Source organism: Vibrio sp. V15_P4S5T153 (genome assembly GCF_963874485.1).
Classification (GTDB): Bacteria; Pseudomonadota; Gammaproteobacteria; order Enterobacterales; family Vibrionaceae; genus Vibrio; species Vibrio anguillarum.
This window is the reverse complement of record NZ_CAWNHR010000017.1, coordinates 660,686-678,873: the sequence shown is the minus strand read 5'-3', so window position 1 is coordinate 678,873 and position 18,188 is coordinate 660,686. Positions and strand designations below refer to the sequence as shown.

At 38.6% G+C, this 18,188-nt stretch carries 27 protein-coding genes; 14 read left to right on the top strand and 13 right to left on the bottom strand.

Features of this window, described 5'->3' with window-relative positions; translation table 11 throughout:
• Positions 1-36 precede the first annotated feature (36 nt).
• From AACT42_RS13895 to AACT42_RS13885, 3 genes are all read right to left on the bottom strand, one after another.
• On the bottom strand, positions 37-870 hold the full coding sequence (locus AACT42_RS13895) for a hypothetical protein (protein WP_094133906.1): 834 nt from the start codon (positions 868-870) through the stop codon (positions 37-39).
• Between the two features lie 31 nt (positions 871-901).
• A protein-coding gene (locus tag AACT42_RS13890; protein ID WP_094182881.1) for an IS3-like element ISVch4 family transposase occupies positions 902-2,079 on the bottom strand; the annotation gives its coding sequence in 2 pieces (ribosomal slippage) (positions 902-1,821 and positions 1,821-2,079; 1,179 coding nt in all).
• Positions 2,080-2,146: 67 nt separating this feature from the next.
• Positions 2,147-2,425 carry a hypothetical protein gene (locus AACT42_RS13885; protein WP_094132227.1) on the bottom strand — a complete coding sequence of 93 codons (279 nt, stop codon included), beginning with the start codon at positions 2,423-2,425 and terminating at the stop codon, positions 2,147-2,149.
• 487 nt (positions 2,426-2,912) lie between these two features.
• Here AACT42_RS13885 and AACT42_RS13880 point away from each other — a divergent pair, with 487 nt between their 5' ends.
• A complete protein-coding gene (locus AACT42_RS13880) occupies positions 2,913-3,866 on the top strand; it encodes a hypothetical protein (RefSeq protein WP_094132226.1) in 954 nt (317 codons plus the stop codon).
• A 110-nt stretch (positions 3,867-3,976) separates the two neighbouring features.
• On the opposite strand, the gene AACT42_RS13875 is transcribed toward AACT42_RS13880, so the two are convergent.
• Entirely contained in the window at positions 3,977-4,600 is a 624-nt protein-coding gene (locus AACT42_RS13875; protein ID WP_094132225.1) for a hypothetical protein, read from the bottom strand.
• 222 nt (positions 4,601-4,822) lie between these two features.
• Between AACT42_RS13875 and AACT42_RS13870 the strand changes: the two genes are divergently transcribed.
• The 8 genes from AACT42_RS13870 (at position 4,823) to AACT42_RS13835 (ending at position 8,108) form a co-directional block, all read left to right on the top strand.
• Positions 4,823-5,185, top strand: a complete 363-nt coding sequence (locus AACT42_RS13870; RefSeq protein WP_094133169.1) for a hypothetical protein — start codon at positions 4,823-4,825, stop codon at positions 5,183-5,185.
• An 85-nt stretch (positions 5,186-5,270) separates the two neighbouring features.
• Positions 5,271-5,558 (top strand): hypothetical protein, encoded by a 288-nt coding sequence (locus AACT42_RS13865; RefSeq protein WP_094133170.1) that lies wholly within the window; start codon positions 5,271-5,273, stop codon positions 5,556-5,558.
• 40 nt (positions 5,559-5,598) lie between these two features.
• A complete protein-coding gene (locus tag AACT42_RS13860) occupies positions 5,599-5,931 on the top strand; it encodes a hypothetical protein (protein WP_094133171.1) in 333 nt (110 codons plus the stop codon).
• 70 nt (positions 5,932-6,001) lie between these two features.
• Positions 6,002-6,466 carry a hypothetical protein gene (locus AACT42_RS13855; RefSeq protein WP_094133172.1) on the top strand — a complete coding sequence of 155 codons (465 nt, stop codon included), beginning with the start codon at positions 6,002-6,004 and terminating at the stop codon, positions 6,464-6,466.
• 103 nt (positions 6,467-6,569) lie between these two features.
• Positions 6,570-6,875, top strand: coding sequence for a hypothetical protein (locus AACT42_RS13850; RefSeq protein WP_094133173.1), 306 nt, complete (start codon positions 6,570-6,572; stop codon positions 6,873-6,875).
• A gap of 97 nt (positions 6,876-6,972) precedes the next feature.
• Positions 6,973-7,137 carry a hypothetical protein gene (locus AACT42_RS13845; RefSeq protein ID WP_155399615.1) on the top strand — a complete coding sequence of 55 codons (165 nt, stop codon included), beginning with the start codon at positions 6,973-6,975 and terminating at the stop codon, positions 7,135-7,137.
• A 25-nt stretch (positions 7,138-7,162) separates the two neighbouring features.
• Positions 7,163-7,852 (top strand): hypothetical protein, encoded by a 690-nt coding sequence (locus tag AACT42_RS13840; protein ID WP_094182880.1) that lies wholly within the window; start codon positions 7,163-7,165, stop codon positions 7,850-7,852.
• Positions 7,845-8,108 (top strand): hypothetical protein, encoded by a 264-nt coding sequence (locus tag AACT42_RS13835; RefSeq protein WP_094182879.1) that lies wholly within the window; start codon positions 7,845-7,847, stop codon positions 8,106-8,108. The genes AACT42_RS13840 and AACT42_RS13835 overlap by 8 nt, the downstream gene beginning before the upstream one ends.
• Positions 8,109-8,587: 479 nt before the next feature.
• On the opposite strand, the gene AACT42_RS13830 is transcribed toward AACT42_RS13835, so the two are convergent.
• Positions 8,588-8,920 (bottom strand): hypothetical protein, encoded by a 333-nt coding sequence (locus tag AACT42_RS13830; protein WP_141194979.1) that lies wholly within the window; start codon positions 8,918-8,920, stop codon positions 8,588-8,590.
• Positions 8,921-9,318: 398 nt separating this feature from the next.
• Here AACT42_RS13830 and AACT42_RS13825 point away from each other — a divergent pair, with 398 nt between their 5' ends.
• On the top strand, positions 9,319-9,567 hold the full coding sequence (locus AACT42_RS13825; RefSeq protein WP_094131832.1) for a hypothetical protein: 249 nt from the start codon (positions 9,319-9,321) through the stop codon (positions 9,565-9,567).
• Positions 9,568-9,685: 118 nt separating this feature from the next.
• On the opposite strand, the gene AACT42_RS13820 is transcribed toward AACT42_RS13825, so the two are convergent.
• The 3 genes from AACT42_RS13820 to AACT42_RS13810 all read right to left on the bottom strand — a co-directional run bounded on the left by AACT42_RS13820 (position 9,686) and on the right by AACT42_RS13810 (position 10,743).
• Complete coding sequence (locus tag AACT42_RS13820) at positions 9,686-9,970, bottom strand: hypothetical protein (RefSeq protein ID WP_094131831.1); 285 nt, start codon at positions 9,968-9,970, stop codon at positions 9,686-9,688.
• Positions 9,971-10,334: 364 nt separating this feature from the next.
• On the bottom strand, positions 10,335-10,487 hold the full coding sequence (locus AACT42_RS13815; protein ID WP_176432229.1) for a hypothetical protein: 153 nt from the start codon (positions 10,485-10,487) through the stop codon (positions 10,335-10,337).
• Positions 10,488-10,524: 37 nt separating this feature from the next.
• Complete coding sequence (locus tag AACT42_RS13810) at positions 10,525-10,743, bottom strand: hypothetical protein (RefSeq protein WP_094131830.1); 219 nt, start codon at positions 10,741-10,743, stop codon at positions 10,525-10,527.
• Between the two features lie 213 nt (positions 10,744-10,956).
• Here AACT42_RS13810 and AACT42_RS13805 point away from each other — a divergent pair, with 213 nt between their 5' ends.
• Entirely contained in the window at positions 10,957-11,853 is an 897-nt protein-coding gene (locus tag AACT42_RS13805) for a hypothetical protein (protein ID WP_094131829.1), read from the top strand.
• A gap of 286 nt (positions 11,854-12,139) precedes the next feature.
• Here AACT42_RS13805 and AACT42_RS13800 read toward each other — a convergent pair whose 3' ends face one another.
• Positions 12,140-12,355 carry a hypothetical protein gene (locus AACT42_RS13800; protein WP_094131827.1) on the bottom strand — a complete coding sequence of 72 codons (216 nt, stop codon included), beginning with the start codon at positions 12,353-12,355 and terminating at the stop codon, positions 12,140-12,142.
• Between the two features lie 138 nt (positions 12,356-12,493).
• Here AACT42_RS13800 and AACT42_RS13795 point away from each other — a divergent pair, with 138 nt between their 5' ends.
• A complete protein-coding gene (locus AACT42_RS13795; protein ID WP_094131826.1) occupies positions 12,494-12,853 on the top strand; it encodes a hypothetical protein in 360 nt (119 codons plus the stop codon).
• Positions 12,854-12,935: 82 nt separating this feature from the next.
• On the opposite strand, the gene AACT42_RS13790 is transcribed toward AACT42_RS13795, so the two are convergent.
• Entirely contained in the window at positions 12,936-13,829 is an 894-nt protein-coding gene (locus AACT42_RS13790; protein ID WP_094131825.1) for a hypothetical protein, read from the bottom strand.
• A gap of 422 nt (positions 13,830-14,251) precedes the next feature.
• Positions 14,252-14,473, bottom strand: a complete 222-nt coding sequence (locus AACT42_RS13785) for a hypothetical protein (protein ID WP_094131824.1) — start codon at positions 14,471-14,473, stop codon at positions 14,252-14,254.
• Between the two features lie 153 nt (positions 14,474-14,626).
• Between AACT42_RS13785 and AACT42_RS13780 the strand changes: the two genes are divergently transcribed.
• Together AACT42_RS13780 and AACT42_RS13775 are read left to right on the top strand one after the other, a co-directional pair.
• Complete coding sequence (locus AACT42_RS13780) at positions 14,627-15,040, top strand: hypothetical protein (protein WP_141194978.1); 414 nt, start codon at positions 14,627-14,629, stop codon at positions 15,038-15,040.
• A gap of 101 nt (positions 15,041-15,141) precedes the next feature.
• Positions 15,142-15,930: a thioredoxin fold domain-containing protein gene (locus tag AACT42_RS13775; protein WP_094132031.1), complete on the top strand. Its 789-nt coding sequence runs from the start codon at positions 15,142-15,144 to the stop codon at positions 15,928-15,930.
• Positions 15,931-15,960: 30 nt separating this feature from the next.
• Here the strand turns inward: AACT42_RS13775 and AACT42_RS13770 are convergent, their stop codons facing one another.
• Together AACT42_RS13770 and AACT42_RS13765 are read right to left on the bottom strand one after the other, a co-directional pair.
• Positions 15,961-17,070 carry a S1 family peptidase gene (locus AACT42_RS13770; protein ID WP_094132032.1) on the bottom strand — a complete coding sequence of 370 codons (1,110 nt, stop codon included), beginning with the start codon at positions 17,068-17,070 and terminating at the stop codon, positions 15,961-15,963.
• A 76-nt stretch (positions 17,071-17,146) separates the two neighbouring features.
• A complete protein-coding gene (locus AACT42_RS13765; RefSeq protein WP_176432228.1) occupies positions 17,147-18,133 on the bottom strand; it encodes a DUF7768 domain-containing protein in 987 nt (328 codons plus the stop codon).
• Positions 18,134-18,188: the final 55 nt, after the last annotated feature.

The following is an 18,188-nucleotide window of genomic DNA, read 5'->3' as shown; positions in this document are numbered from 1 at the left end:
TGGAAACCATTCTCTCTTAACTGCTCTATTAACTCTTTATAATGCCTTACGAGGCTTTACTAACCTTAAGCATCCCATTTCAATGGAATAACCTTCGTTATCTGGAATGCAGAACTCAACCCCGATTGGAACCGTATATTGCTTACCCACAATATCACTCATAACGTAGAATCTTACAGGCTCTTCTCTAAGGTGATTTGGCTGAGATTTGATTATTTCAATGGCTTCATTCCAGAATAAGATTTGTGCTGCATTTTCATTCAGTGATGTAGTCAATTTTTTGCAATGGTTGATATGATTTTCATAACCTTCAAGATATGTTGAAATGGTTATAACACCTTCATTCAACTGGACATCAGAACAAACCATAAGCATTTTATCTTCACTAGAAGAAACAATATGATTATTTGTTATAAACACTGGTTGATCTTCAATACCTTCACCCATTTTAATAAGGTCATTGTATGTGAACGAACCAAAGTTATTATGTATGGATTGAATGCATCGTTGTAATCGAGACTCTTCAGAAGGAGATATGCACGACAGTACCTCGCTATTGAATCTCAACAATCTAAATTTGCTCTTATTAATATCAATGGCCTTTGTGAAATTACCATCAACGGATAAGATTATAGATTTACCTGAAATGGCAGTTTCAAAGTCCACATTAATGATGCAGCTATCAGGCAAATCCTCTTCAATGAAATCAGTAAAGACTCTACCTAGAGAAAGAGACGTTGCAGCAGTGTATGCGTAAAGTATAAATCCAGTGTTAACCTTATAATATACATGGTTTACAACAAATTCCTCATTATCGACAAGGATAGAGAAGTAATAAGATCTGCTACGCTCACCCACATCTGTATTCATGCTCATCATGAAATATAACAGTTTGTAGTGGTCAACTAAAATTGGCCACGGTTTTAGAGTTTTCCCAATATAATCGTTCTGATTCATTGGGAGTTAGACCACCGTTATACTGATGTGGCCTGAGTTGGCAGTAATATCCGATAATGTAGCGGGTGATCTCTTGTTGAGCCTCAGCGAAGCTACGATAGCCCACAGTTGGCACCCATTCCGTCTTCAGACTTCTAAAGAAGCGCTCTATCGGCGCATTATCCCAACAGTTTCCTCGGCGAGATAAACTCTGTTTTATTTGAAAGCGCCACAGTAATTGACGGTATTTACGGCTAGTATAATGACTGCCTTGATCGCTATGGAACATGACACCTTTTGGCTTTCCGCGAGATTCATAGGCCATAGACAGCGCTTTACCTGTCAACCGACTATCAGGCGACAAAGACATTGACCAACCGATCACTTTGCGGGCAAAAAGATCGATAACGACCGCTAAATACATCCACCGATTACCTGTCCAAATATACGTAACATCGCCAGCCCAGACTTCATTTGGAGCCGCAACAGCAAATTGACGACTTAAGTGATTTGGAACGTCAATATGTTCTTGTGAAGCCTTTCTGTAACGATGCTTTGGTTCTTGGCAGCTCACTAAACCAAGAGTTCTCATTAGCTTTGTTGCTCGGTATCGGCTCAGCTTTACACCCTGATTTGTGACTATATCTGCAATGGTTCTCGCTCCCGCAGAGCCATTGCTTGCGGCGTAAGCCTCGCTAATCAAGCTGCGCAGCTTTATTGTTTCCGCATTAATTAACGCTGGGCGTTTAAGCCAATAGTTATAACTATTTCGATGAACATTGAAGACTTCGCATAATATTTTTACACTGTGGCTCTGCTTGAGTTTCTTGATTATCAAGAATTGTTCAGTGAGTCCGACATCAAGAGAGCCGTGGCTTTTTTTAGTATTTCATTATGCTCTTCAAGGCGCGCTAGCTTCTTTTTCAATTCCCGAATTTCTATTTGCTCAGGGGTCATAGGTGAAGCTTTCGGTGTTTTCCCTTGGCGTTCTTCTCTAAGCTGGCGAACCCATTTGTCCATCGTGGACTTGCCCACATTCATGGCTTGGGCTGCTTCAGTCACTGAGTAATTTTGGTCTAAGACTAGCTGCGCTGCTTCTAACTTAAATTCTGCGCTAAATAGTCGTCTTGTACGTTTTGTCATAATGTCACCTGTTAACTTATGAGGTGATGATATCACCTCTAACTAAGTGACCAAATTCACTATGCCACTACAGTTCGAGAATAATTTCATGCGAGTCATATTCATAAATTCTTGATTTAACTCTGAATTTTTTCTCTGTAAACTCGAATACTTCAGGAATCTGCACAGACTCAACGAAGTTCTTTTCTGTCATTTTACCAGAGGCTTTCACCAGGCTAGCACTCGCCGCGTTTGTGGATGAGAACCCAAACAACTTAGAGGCGATGACTTGGCCTTCAGATAGAGACTTGAGAGACAAACTTGTCTTTAAACGCTTGGAAAGCGTTTTGAATGCATTTACATACATAGGGATACCTTAATATCTATGAGACGATGCCTGCTACCAACTTCAAACACCGCATCAACGAAATTAAGATACAAGTGGCTTGATAAATATTAATTGAGATTTGGGACGCGGTAATCCGCTATAAGGTAGCCATCCTGCGTTTCTCAATGACGCTCCAATAAACCTATCACACACCTTCAATCATTGCCACGCAACAAGAAAAATAATTTAAAACATTTGATTCAAATCCGTTATTTTAAAAAAGTATTTCTATCGATAAATCTGTATTGACTCCTAATTCAATCTATACGTTGAGAAAGGCACTGCAAACGGGCAGATAGCTGGCAACGTAGGTTCAGAATCCCCTGCCACCTTCATTGGCAAAATTCGTAGCAGTTAATCACAATTTTTAAATACATAATTTTCTAATGGCGATTAACGACAAATCACTTAAGAAGGTAGAGTGTCCGACACTTTAAAAGTTAATTGCTGATTGTGGAGAATTACCATGTTTAAAAATGCCGATCACGCAAAGAAAGCGACTAAATCAATTTTCGATTTCTCTAAAGCTAACCCTAAAGCCAAACTCTCAGAGTTCCGCGAGTTCCTGGCTTCTAAGTTCAGCTACAATACGTTCCATGACCTCCTAAACAACGTCTCTGCACCTCAAGAGGCGAAAGAAATTCCGCTTTTAGGATTGCTCTCTGGTGATTACGCCGTACAGGTAAATAACACATCATTTGGCAGAGTTTTTATCATGCCTGACTCCATTGTAATTAATTATGATGTTGAGATTGATAAGAATGGCTTGTTTACTGATGAAAAATCACTAACGATTCCCCTAAGCCACATTAATAAAGCGAAGATTGTTGGCTCAAAGGTATTCCTGAAAGATGATTGCAATGAGCTGGTTGAGCTTGTTATCTACCTACCAATGAATAGCCATCAAGTTAAAATCACTACCAATCATGACCTAATCACTGTTAGAAAGTCTTTGGATAGTGGAGAAACAGAAGAGTACAGCTTCAGCAATGATCGCTCTGGTGAGCACATGGCAAAAGATCTATTCAAAAATCTCTTAGAATCGTCAGTATCGAACTTTGATGAATACAGCAAGGACGACATTGATGCTCTATGGGAAATCGGAAGTGAGTCATTTGGCGCAGGTAAGATTGAGGTTATCTACGAACTGGATTCTGATGATGACATTCTATGTAAAGGCGAATTAGCTGAGATTCAAATTGCATTTGATATTGAATCAGCATCTGTTAGTCAGATGGTGCAGATTATTAATGACAATTACGATGAAGACTCAATCATTGATGGGTTAAAGGATGGTTCACTTAGTACAACGACTTGGCATGGCAATGGAATTCCTGATATTTCCATTACCGCTACAGGTGAGGTTGTTGGCATTATTCTGTCACAAGAAATTGAAGGCGATTACGACGAGTTTCGTTAATAAGAACTGAACACCAAAAAACCAATTTAAAAAGCGTGACTCTTGAGTCACGCTTTCTTTTTGCCTGTTCGATTTAATGAAAGGGCTTATCAACGATGAATAAGCGCCTATTACGACTTCCTAAGCCCACTCATAATCTTTTCAAGCGTTACACTTGCGGCTTTGTTCGCTTGCGTTGTAGCAACATCATGCACGTTAGAACCGATATTGCTTTGAGTCCAGATCACACCTGCGGTGAATAAACAAATCTTCTCTACTACCTCCGCACGATTATCAGGGCTAAACAGTCGCTTTACGTCCATATTTAGGATGTGCGTCAGAAACGACTCAGAAACAACTCCAAGGAACTCCATTGCCATTCTAAACTCTCGGTTCGAGTCAATGGTGTAACCCTCTCTAACGTACTGCACACGCTCGCTTAGCTGCTCCATAGCTTGCTTGTATAGTGCCTTAACAAGCGGCTCACGATAGAACATGCTAAATTCAGTTGAAAGAGATACTATTTCACGCAGACGAAACTCAAGCTGTGTGAGGTTGTTGATTTGCTGAATACTATCTTTATTGCCCTCAATAACACCAGGTAATTTAGCCTCTAAGAACTCACTTTCAAATGGCTGGTATTCTTTCTCTAGCACCTTAACGTACTCACGCGCCATCTCAATCGTCACTAAAGGGTGATCAATAAACGTCATGTACTCATCATTGTTCGCACTGGTTTCATCTACCTTATTCACGCTTACTCTCTTATAAAACTCGCATTTGTTTTAACAAATAATATCAATTATATTACGATTTACCTAGCACTTTACGAACATTGTAATTCAGGAATTTTCCAATTAATTATTTATTAATTAATCTGATTTTTAATTATTAAATTATTGACTCTTAAATCGAATGGGTGTATATTAACCATAAATTGAAATAAAATCCAAAACGAATTAGGAAAGTGCGTCACCATGAAAAACCAACAACCATCAAGCACTACTACCCAACCTGAAATCACTCACATCTGGTTTCACAACTCTAAAATGCGTGTGTTTAACACTCCTGTTAATGATCGATGGGAAAAACAATGGGAGAAATTGTCAGTTGTTAGTGAGAATAGCCGCAGTTACATCCTAAGCAACGGTGCGAAAGCCCCTAAAAAGCAAGAGAATGTCCAGCTAGGCACTTTTGCTTACTCAGACGAGCAGCTAAAAGAAATCATCTGGCACCACAATAACAACCGCAAAATCGCTGAAGAAATCAAAAATCTTGCTGGTGGAAGCATCGAACTGACTCGCGAGCTAGAAGCTCTAATTGCTAAGTACAAAGGCTAGCAAAATCTTTCTTGGTAGGGCATGATTCACTATCATGCCTTACACCATTCAAAATTAGTAACATCAGAGGACAATAGGAGTCAACATGGCTGTCACTCAAAACGAAAGCATTAAGTACACTCTGAGCTTCCAGGAAGCGCTTGAGCAGGTAATGGACGGTAAAGGCTGGGCGCAAGGCGAGCAGTTTGCTAATGGAGTGATTATGATGGAAAAGAGCGCTATGTTCATTGATGGTCGCGATTACCTACACGTTCATGACTTTAAATCTGAACGCCGCAACCAAAAGTCAGACATTCAGATCACTAAGAACTTGATGATGCAAAAATTCCGTATCGTAAGCACTCAAGCGGACGCTGAACGCAAAATCAGTTAATCCTATACCTATCCCAAACACCGCAAGCAATGTAGGTGACTTGACGTTTGCCGATTTAGACGACAACGCCAGAACTGAATTTGTTTGCGGTGGTTGCTATTATCTCTCTGTAACCCTCCATAAACTCAAAGGTTATCCGATTTACGCGGAAATCGATGTTGATGACTTTATCCATTGTTGGGTAACTGACCCTGACGGTAACGCTATCGACATCAATCGGATTCATAACGGGAATTGGGCAAAGACCCCGTACTCTAGCGCAACCCCTAAAGGCATTATCCTCAAGCACCACCTACTTGAACGGGCTAGGGACTTGATATTAAGCCATCCATCACATTTTAACCTACATGCAACACTAAAATTTAATAATTAATAATTTACAATTAGTGTTATTTATGTATAATAACTATAAATAGTGACCATCAAACAAAAAGGATGTACTTATGACGAATAATCTTATCTCACTACCATCTGGTTTTGAATACGCTAACAAAAACTCTATCGAAACTGGTTATAGCATGGAAACATTGCGTAAAGTTGCTGAAGATGAGTTTTACTCCGATCTTGATTGGTTCTATCAGGCTCACGATAACGGCAATGGAACAACTTGCCTTATTCGAAGACCTAAAAACCTTTTTGAGGTTTTCCACGCAGTTAATTATTTTAAATCCAACAAAAAAAACTTTGACTACGTAATTAAATTTCAAGGAAGAAAGGCGTATAAAGACCACTTCAGCAGCATTAATCGTATGGATGGTGAACTATCTATCAGAATGGGTGAGGATTTCGGATGGTATCTTTTGAGCAGAGAGCAACTTCTTTCTGCAACAAAACAGAATGATGGTTCTTGGAGTATTCCTTCAAACTCCGTACATCCTTATGACCTAATTCTTTATGTATTAAGCTAAGTTTTGCAAAATTTCACTTTCATTGACTTAGGCTAAACCCTCGGACAAACCCGACAAAACGGGTTTGTCTAACAAACAACAAACTCAGAATATGGATTAGATAATGAAAGCGACTATCAAAACAGGTCATCACCCAAGAGTAGGAGAAGAATTTACAGTTGTTGAAGTTCTTAACTGTCAAATTGTAGTTCTAAATATTAATGGAGTTAAAACCGATTTTGGAATTTCAGAAGTGGTTTTCAACACTGAAAAAACTAGCGAATTCGAACTTGGCAAGTTCCTAACTCTGCTTGCTGACTTTGGTGTAAGGGATGCAGATATTGAGAAGTCAGCGAAGGCTTGCGCGAAAGTTACATCTATCCCTATCTCAAGATGCAGAAAAGCAATTGCTACTTATCACTGGGGGTAAAGCCTCTTAATCCATCCTCATCTTTAACTATTTTATTGACTTTTTCTGCTTTTTTTGTATAATCAAGGAAAGTCCAATAAATAACAAAGGTTATCGTATGGAACGTCAATTAAAGAAAAGTCAGCCGCGTAAAGTGAAAGCGAAACAGGTAGTCCTGGCTAGCATCCTACTGGTTGGGCTGACCACTGGCAGCATTAGTGTTTACAAGGACTTTTGCGACTTTAAAGAAAAGGCTTGCGCTGGCTTATTGCAAGGCATGTAAGCGGAAATATTGGTAACAAACAACCATGAGCAACACACGCATTAATCTTTCTGATTTGAAATCAGCAAGACTTCGTACCCTATTTACCTCGCACCTAAGAGGCGAAGCACTTGGCTCAACACTTTTCAATCGCGGCTATGTTTTGCACGAAAGAAAAGCTAAAACAAAAGCAGCCCTTGATTTACATAAACCTGCTGCGAATAAAGAAAAGCTTAAATTAGCGTTTCTTTTCCTAAAGCCTGTGATTGAGATTGCTGCTTATCTAAGCCTATACCTGTACTTAAGCAACCAAGACGGCTCATGGTTGTTTCCAAAGTACGCAGGTCTGGTGACGCTTGCAGCCATTGCAGCTATGACCACTATGCAAATCACTGGCTCTTTGAGCGATAAGACTAGCCAAAAGTATTACCTTCCATTTGGTTTAGGTTTCTTGTTTGGCAACCCATTTTCAGATCTAAAGATCACGTACAGAATCGCAAGCCTTGAAGATGAGGTAAAGGAATACAATGAAATGTGCTCCTACCTCGCTCAGCACGAACGTACAATGGATTATGTTCGCAGCAACTACAACGAATTCAACGGAGTCGAGAGAGCATTCGCTGATAACCTAATCAGAATTCGAATGAAAAACTCAGAACAGGAATTATTGATTAACAAGTTTCTTAGCGAAAGCAAAGCAATCGAAGAAACCACAGAGAGCGCACACCATGAGTAAAACTATCGAAGCAACTTTCATCTCACAATGGGACGAAGGCAATGTAGAAACAACCTGTAAGGTTAATCTTGAGACTTTAGAAGTCACGGACATTGAGCAGAGTGACGATTCAGAACACATGATCAACCTGCTTGAAGAAACGGTTGAAGTGACCATCAACGAAAAGTACGAAATCTACCATCCCGACCAAAAGGGCGATAAGTACTTTATCAAGGAAGCAGACAAGGCTCGACTACTCGCCCAAGCCAACGTATAGCAGAGCCACTCGATACTGGCAGCAATAAGCTGCCTTTATCACTCTAAGTAGGTAATAAGCCCTATAACCACCATAAGAGAAAACATCATGCAGTACCAAGAATCCAATAAGACAAGTAACAAAATCACTAAGAAAGATTTAATTGAATTCTGCGCATGGGTAGGAATCTTCGCAGTATGTGTATTCTTTGAATTACATGACAAGGTAGACGACAAAATCGCAATGCTATCTTTATCGTTCGTATAGAGAGGTAATAGGTGATCGTGTATATGAGTCATACATAGGGGAAGATATAGCACTCATAAAGGATGAGTAAAATATCCACCTACTGAAAACAACCTCTAGAACTTCCTAAGCGACAAGAGAACAGAAATGGGCAACTATGCCACTTAACGCACCTTTACCTCATACAATGCAAATAGGGCGCAAATAGAAAGGGTGTTACAAGTAATACCTATAACACCCCAAACAAAACTACCTTATCGCTCTAAACCACTCACTGACTTTTCAGGCTCATCATGAATAACGTCATAAGTGATAATCTCCTGGATACCGTTAGCTTCCTCAATATCAATCAAGTCCCTATAGACGTAATCATTGCAATTGACGTTCATGTTAACCACTTCAAGCACCTTAGCTAGAATATCGGCAGTCTTATCACCATTACACTTAACGTCTTTAATCTCTACAGGGATAATAGCGTTAAGCCTTACATGGTATCCATCCTCACTACCACCCTCATTGATTTCATCGATAATCTCAAAGGTCGATTCTGCCCTTACCACGTTAGACAGAGTAATATGATCTTTCATAATAGGATGTCTTACCCTTACCATCGTATCTACAATCTCAGATGTCCTATCAAGGATCTCAGCAAACTTATCTTTGTCCAAACCCTTAACACATACTGGTAGAGCAATTTTATATTCACCTGAAAATTTCATCTTACTTCTCTTTTATTATTTATTTTTCTTATTATATCAGTCCAAACCCAACAAATAAAACTCTATTGCTGGTGGATTTTCATAGTACAAGCGATAACAATGAGGATATTGCAGATACAGTATAAGCATTGAGAATCAATGCAGAACCAATTGGCTCTTCTTTACTATGCCTCTATGGTTTCTCATTTAATTAAATTATTAAATTTACTTTTGAACTTGTTTGTGTATAATAAGGACATTAACAATAAAGCCCAAAGGGGAACGCCATGTCTATTATCACTTTTGAACAACGTCGAGCTAGAATGACTACGCCTGAAGACGTAAACAAAGAAATCAACCTGGCTTCTGCCTATGCCAAGTCCCTACATACAAAGGCTAAGACTTGCCAAGGCACACTAGCTGAAAAGCTGGCTATCAAAGATAATGCGAAGAAAGCTGATGAAGTGACTCGCAAACTTAAGCTACAGTCTTTCGACATCGAAGATGAACTGAGAGCGGAAAGCCTGACTCACTAAGATATAAAGGCTCTAGGTGAACTGGAGCCTGTTTAAGTTACTCGCTGTAGTGTGGCTATAGCGAATACTTGTTTGACCCCAATAGAAAAAGGCACACCGTGACAGTGTGCCTTTCTCATTAGTGAAGCGCTTCCGCCTCAATGATGTTAATGAACCGTCTTCTTTGAGGTTTAATTGTCAGATCCAGCGTAAGCTCTCCCGAGTTCGCCCAGCGGTCAAAACACCCCTTAGGCTCGATGAATTCAACCACGTTACCATCTCCGATCACACGGAGGTAACGATCACCCAAATCGACTCGCTCGTAATCCCTATCAACAACAAGCCCAAGCCAAGCGAAAAGCTCGCGTGTGCTCATTTTGGTGTTCTTACGGCAAAGCTCAAAAACACTCATTTCCTGTTTCATACCCTACGTTCCTTTTAATTCAACATTAAAAGGTCGTTAGCTCAGTGCAGGTACGAGACTCATATTATATATAAAAAACCCAGCGGTCAAGCATTAAATCTAAAGAATTTCAATTTCTAAATAACCACTTACCATTCCTAGAAATGCCTTAAAGTTTCTTTTATGCAAGTTCCTAAGATGCTCAGTGCTGCAATCGTAAAACTTAGCCACCTCAGTCAGACTCCTTGCACCAAGATCCTTTGCAACCTCGCTTGGCAACATGGATTGGTATCCGCGATTTGAGTATTTGAAATCATTTAAAGCCACAGTAGCCACCTAACCATTAAAACAAAAGGAGAGCCGCTACAGCCCTCCTAGTGAACAATCAGAAACAGAACTTGTCGATTGCCTGCTTTGCGTAAGTGAGAGTCGTAAATGAACCGAAATCATTAAAACCTTCTACCGCGTAGTTGCCCTTATGCACACCACACATAACCAAGTAGATCTTATGACCTCTGTAAAAGTGTTCTTTCTTCATTCTAACTCCTTACGTTAGCAATCTAATGAATTTTGGATTAAGCCGCTACTTTTGCTTCAAGTGCGCTCTTGAAATTAGCCAGTAAAGTATCTACTTCACCTTTCATTTCATCGGCTTCAACTTCCATCTTGAACGGGTCAAACTCAGTGTCATCACCGTTGTCGTAAGCGTTCATTGCATCTTCATCAGCTTGAGTGTGAATAGCACAGCCTTCAACTTTGCTACGGCAAAGCTCTACAGCAGCATGAAGGCACATTTCAACCTCAATGTCGTTACCGTCTTCGAAAGTAACTTTAGTGCGAGGTGCTTCAACCTTTCTGACTGTTCGTCTTTAATATAATGCCAATATTATTGGCATTTTGAGCAAAAATCAAGTGTTTAGGTGAATTTTTTTGTTCTTATTATATGTAGTGACAAATTCAAGTAAATATGGTAGTATTTTGCAAAATTAAACAGTAAAGGTTTATCCATGAATAATGACCAAGCAACACTAATTGAAGACGCCATAAACGCTTGCATCTTCAATACTGGACTCAACTTTGAATCAGTAGACACCATCATGTCTAAAGTTAAGGACGGGGAACTGAGTTTCCATATGGATACCAGACAGGGGCGCTTCTTTGGACTGTATAGCGAGAAACCCATCTATGAATTTGAGTGGCTACATGAGTTCACTCGCACATCATTGATTGATTCCAATATTAGAGAACTGACCAATACCAATGATCCCCGTAACTTCATTGATGGCGCTGTAGCTAAAGAAAACACGATTTTCTACATGCTAAGTCAACGATTCATCATGGTTCAGGACACCTCATGCACCGCTAACAACATTGAGGATATTTTTAATCGCAAGAATGTAAGAGCATCAAGCAAGTTCATTAAGGCTATTATCGACCAGGGAGAGGGGAAGTTTGTACCATTTAACCTACTGGTGTTTACAGGGGAAAAACTCCCACTGTCTCACTTCAGCCAGCTAGACAAGCTGTCTAAGTGGTACGAGAATAACAACGGAAAGCTCTTCATTGTCAATGGCGGTCACGTAATCAACGAATCAAATCCGCTGGTGGTCTTTAAGAAGATTGTGAGCAATAAAAACTACCCAATTACAGATGACCACAAATCCCTCCTAAAAAGCGCTGAGAATGTCTGTATTGGCTTTGACTCCAATATGGAGCCATTGACCATCGACATCATCACAGTCACGCCAGAGCTTATTACAGCCGCTAAATCGCAAGATGATAATGGCATCTATGTAGAGCTTTGCAATGTCGATAACGGATGGATTCTCTTTCTTGAGCTGGGCAAGTCCTATGATGCTTTACGCTTCACTGAGTTCGATAGAAAACTCATCAAAAACATCTAACAAAAAGGGCAGCTAAGTAGCTGCCCTTTCTAGTCCGATACCGTCACTCACTCAGACTGGACTCGTAACACTAAAGTAAGCGTTACCCAAAACGCGGTCACGTTTGTTCACAAGTGAATTAACCACTGATTCAATACTAATCGCAGACATCTTGCTTGCTGAAGAAATCAGACGTTGCGGCATTTCAAGGACGTAAGCGAGCTTCTGGTTGATGCACTTAATCTTAGCGATATCCGAGATCGTAAACTCAAACACTTTTGCTAGAAGCTCAGTCTCTTGGAGACTTTCATAATCCGAATGGCAATACTCCGCAGCCATTTTCAATGAGCTTGCCAGCTTGCCAGCTTGCCAGCGTGGTTGCGATTTTCTGACGATATTGCTGCACTTCAGCGTTAAGCGAACTCAATTCCTTCTCAAGAATATCTTCAATCTCAGTCATAACAAGCTTTGCTTGCTCACCGTCTAGCATAAACAGTTTTGGCACTAGTGATTCGTTTGGCATGGCGCATACTCCAGTTTCAATATTTGAATTAATTATATATACGTAGATCTTAAGGTCAGCATAAAATAATTAACTTAAAATTATTTACTTTTTTTCTTATTGATGTATTATTTATGTATTGGTTTTAAAGGTGACTACATGAACGAAAAGACACTAGCTATCATCCTTCAAGCTACAGTAAAAAATGCTGTTGGTGTTCTACAGGGTGTTGAGGCACACCAACTAAAAGAGTTTCTTATTCTTGAATCCAAAACAAAGATTAAGAAAAACTTGGTTAATGAGCAGGTTAAGCGAACCAGTCTCGATGGTGAGGTTCAAATTAACCTAACCTTCATCCCTGGTGATGAAGATAAGCACCTGTCAATGATTGCTAAGGTTAAAGATGAGATCGTAAAGGTTCAGGCTGAGACTTTACAGGAATTGCAAAACGCATTGCTGCTCATTAATGAAGGGATTAGCAATACGGTGGTGTTCACAGAGGATGACAAAGAACATTAATTGCTAAATAACCCTTTACTTTTGCACCTTTTTAGGTATACTAGAAGAGTGGATTAGGGGATAACCCACTCATTAGATGGAACTACATTCCTAGAGATGATTCTCTTGAAGAGTCTTTCTCTTTAACCTTAGAGAGGTCGATAATATTTCTAATTTCGATTGCGTCAGTATTAAAGATGACACCGAAGTTTTCATCTGGGTGCGCCCTAGCTACTGACAAGTCTCCAGGGTTTTGCTCATACTTGCAAACCTCTTCATGAAACACTTTTGAATAAAAGTCTACATTTCCATTGGTTCCAATTACCGCAATGGTTTGAGACATGTTTCGGATCATTTGCCACATATTATTGCTTCTTCTCATTGTCTCAAGAACAAAGTGTTCTCTTGACTTGCATGTGGCAAATTCTTCGTAGACAAGATTGCAAGGATCGATAAAGTTATTAACGTGCTCTTCAGCGGTATATTTCCAGTAATCTGGATCATCATATTCATCAGGAGATACATCATCCAAGAAATCTGGAAGAACAGCGTTTATCTCATCGAAAGCCTCACCTTCTGAGGGTGCCGCTCCATACTCTTCCCATTCAGAAGCGAAATTGTAGATTGCTGAAGATATTCTTTCCTCATCATATCCATTAATCTCGTAAACCCTAGAGATAACGTTGTTAATTATTTCAAGCCAAGATTCCGTGTCGATGTAATCTGATTCTAGATCATCAATAAAGCCATTATGTTCTACCTTTAAAACGTACACGTAACCAGGATTTTCTTCATGAGATGCATGTAATGAGGCTTGCTCTGTATTTACCCCGTAGTATGCATAAATACCAGAACCGTAAACATCATTACTATTATTTGAAAAAACAACGTCTTCATCAAGCGCAACTACCATTTTTTTGTCGCGTCTAATCCTTCCATTAAACAACTGGAATTCATCAATTTTGTTTGGAGAGCCGTGCGTAAATAGAGATTTCATAAATCTTCCCACATTATTATTTATTATTTAATAAATATTTTACCGCATCGAGCAGTCTAATTGGAAGCATTCTTTTATTGATGACTCACCAAACCTATAGATTTAAAAAAATCAGAGATTTTATTTGACATATAAATTCTGAAGTAATAATATCTCCACATCGCCTAAGGATTCTCTTAAGTGATTCAAAAGTGTTTGAAAATGTGTGTTTGTGTTGGGAACAGGAAGGGGTGCCTTCCTGTTCTTTTTTGTGCGTAAAAAACAAAATCGACACAAGTGTCGATAATAACATTGTAGTTGTCGCAAGCGACAACAGTAACATTGTAGCTGATGCGAGCATCAGCAGTAGCGTTAAGATCAAAAAAGCCCACAACTAAGGATTAACCTTTCGTGGGCTTTTTAATAGAGGATTGAGGATTTAATTATGCGTTTATAACCTCAACCTCTGTGTCTGGCTCTATATGCTTGTTAACAGAAAATAAAGAAAGTACAGAAACTGAACCAGCAGCAATCACTGAAAAGTCCAATATGGTTTTTAGGCTTCCACTAACCAACCCAAATGATGAGATTGCGTAAAGCACAAAAGAAAGTGTGAGCGAAGTCAAAATTATCTTTGAAAAAGACATGTCAATAAAATTAGGCATAAATATCAATCCTCTAAGCTTGAATACACTCTTTTTATATACCAATAAAAATAGAAAATCAAGCGTTCTTGTTAAATTTTACGTAATAAATAGCAAAAAACCACTTACGTGAGCTAACTCAAACGGTTGCATTATATACAGCCATGAACTAAGATGAACAAAAAAGTAATAAACGGAATAAAAAAGATGAATAATAAAATACCTGCTGCTGTAATTACCGCTTCCATAAGCGCAGTTGCATTGGTTTCCGCTCATCAAAAACTAAATATCGAAGAAGATAAAGTAAATAAAGAATCAGTTGATGATCTGGCAGATACAATCGCTCAATTACAGTCCGCGAACGGAAATAATTCAATATTAAATAAAGAACTAGCTAAGTCACTAGCTAATGAAAAAGGTGAGTTACTAGGGATTAACATTAATGAAGTTTTAGCCAAATCAGACTGGAGTAGTAAGTACAACCCATATGGTTATTTTGAGGAAACTCACTCAAATGCTGGTGAAAACCCATCTGGCTGTTATACGAACTGTCACAGCAACTGCCACGGAAGTAGAAGCTGGAGATAAAGAAAATGGGCGAAAGCCCATTTTTTTATACCTTGCAAATTAATATCCAACCTTTATAATCCCAAAAAACAAATATTTAAATCAATAAATGAGAACTAATAATGAAAAAGACCATTCTTGCTCTAGCGCTAACAGTCATTTCTCTACCATCCTTAGCAAATGATTTTGTAAACAAAGAAATTGCAGAAGCAATAATTAAAACCTTACCTGGATTGACAGAGTCAGACATTGTATTCGCCAAACATGATAAAGAATCTGACTTTAACGTTGTTAGACTAAAAACTGGTCAGGTTCTTTATGGCGATCAGAATTTAAAGCATTTCATTGTTGGCGATTCTTACTCAAGAAACTCAATCTTAGCTTCTGATGAGATTACAGGTGAGCTTTATAATCACACATCCAGCTTGTATTCCGATTTTCATAAATCAATTTTTGATAACCTGACTGGTTATGGAGTACAAGCAAAATCTAAAGATGAGCTTATCAAAGTTAAAGTATTTTTTGAGCCTCGATGTGGATATTGCAATAAGCTTCATGATAATGAACAAAAGTATCTTGATGCTGGTATTAGTATTGAATACATCCCGTATCCAATTTATGACGGCGAAGAAAAGCTATCATCCAAGGCTCTCGCCTACATGATCTCTGCTGAGACACAAGCTGAAAGAAAAGAAAGAATGGAGACTATGATCAAGAAGTTCCATGAGAACATACAGAAACCCGATATAGCCGAATACGTAAAAGATGTCGATTTATCGATCCTACAAACCCATATCAAAGACATTTCAAATCTGGCAATTGAAGGTACTCCTTACATTCTTGGTGAAAACGGTATAGCAATACCAGGTTACGCTGAACCAGAAGATATCATTCGAGCCATAATGAAGTAAAAAAACCCCGACATTGTGTCGGGGTTTTTATTATTTTCTTCTTCTCATCAAGGCAAATCCAAGCAACCCTAATAAAGATAACGTTGAACTACTACCACCACTCTTAGAAGAGTCAATTAGCCCAGAATATTCAGGTTCATCTTCAGCTTCATCAGAATTGATAAACGGGTCAACATTAAAGTCATAGCTTACATTTTGAATACTTGTTACATCGTACCCATTAAAACCTGACAATGAATCAACAGCCTGGTTTATCCAATCATAGTAATGACTGATTTTCGTAAACCCACCGTGCTCATTATCATTTTTCATTATGCATTTTTTATCAATCTTAGTAACACTAACGTAAGAAGTAATACCAACCAATCTAAGTCCAAAGTCTGCATCAGCTACATTATTTTTATCTTTCCAAACTAAAGGACCACCGCTATCACCACTACAAATAGCGTAATTAACTTCTACATCAGGAGATTTAGTGCAGATAATATCATCTGAATTTCCACCTCCAGCTTTCATATCTTCGCAATATGTTCGACTGACACCTGTTAGCATAACTCTATTCAAAACATCAGATACATCGCTCTCATCAAGACCATATCCACTAGCTAAAAGGTTTCCAGTATTAGAACCATTATGCGCGTAAAGGGTATCGAATTCAGTCATCATACTCGTAACACTGGATTCATCTGCCACCTTAATTTTTTTAGCATTGAGAAGCTGACCTTCGGCATAGATAACAGCAATATCGTTTTTATTTTCAATATTACCATCCCACAAATCATGTATAGCAACATCTTTAGGGTAAACACTAAAAATCTTCTCTACTGGCGCTTCTGGATCTTCAAAATCTAGGTATGTAACATACGCCTGAGTAAAATTCATTGCTCCAAAATTCTCAAGACAATGCGCTGCTGTTAGAAGAACACTACTGTCAAGAATACTCGCTCCACACAAAGGATGTTGTACGAGATTACCATCGGTTCTTTCAATAATTAGCTTCGCCTGATATGGGACTTCAGCAAGCTGACTCTTTAATCCATTATGTATTTGGGGTTTGAAATCTGTAGTATCTGCATTTGCACTCAAAGCCAAGAATCCAAGTGACAGAGCTACGATATTTTTCTTAATCATTTTATTCATTCACGCTTTTATTAAATTTCATGCGCAATATAAAACAAGCCTATTAATTATTCAATTAAAAAAGGAGCTTTCGCTCCTATATACTAAACTCTTCCCTAAAATCACGTCTAAACAACACACCTATAGAGTTTTTGTGAACTCCAAAGTCCTGATTTATTCGCCCATGACTACGCAAAATATCATCTACCGACTTCACATCAGATACATCAACTAGTTTATTGTTCAATTCATTATCAAGAGACTTAAAAAGCACAAACTTGCCATTTGACTTCGCTTGATAATACACTGTGAACAAGTCATTGAAAGACATCCCGTCAACCAATACTGCAAATCCATCACATGCTTGATTCCAAGAAGACATCTTCGTTCTCACTTTTATCGCCAATTCGGGTTTAAAAATTTGATGATGAAGCATCTCAGGCATAAGCGGAGCATGTTCTGTTTCCAACAGTAGTTTTCTCATAAACACGCGATCTTCAATCTTGAAATATTTTTCTTGAAATCCTGCTTTCTCTATAGCCTCAATATCTAAGAAACTATCAATTCTAAACCTTGTGTAATCACCAAAAGAACCGACTGGCAATGCGATATCCTTAAGCTTCTCAATGTTTGACACAATAAATTTTAAAGCATTATCGGGATTTAAAGTTAAAGAGTTTGCATAATCAATAAACTGCTGAACCTTTTTATCCTTTGATAAACACCTAAACTCGACAGGTATACCATTATCGATTGCATGAACAAACCCCTCCCTCATGCCTTCAGTAAAACCTCTATCTAGATAGTAGATCTTCCTGTTCGCTTTTTTATGAATGACAAAGCTCCTACCGAGACCAAGGCTTCTTTCACTAGTATCCTCATCATTAATAATTTTAGGATATATTAGATGAAGACACTGAGGGTTTTCATTGTGATTGATAAGTGAATCTCGTACACATGCCTTAGTAAACTCTGAGTTATACTCGATGTTTCCTGCATAAGGGGTCTCGATAATGACCTTATTATCAATATCGCTAAAGCTTAAATCGTTGTATGTGTTTTTAGTTAATTGTCGTATAAACATTTTAAATTTGATTTTTTTTATTCTTTATATAAAATTGTACCACATAAAAAATCAA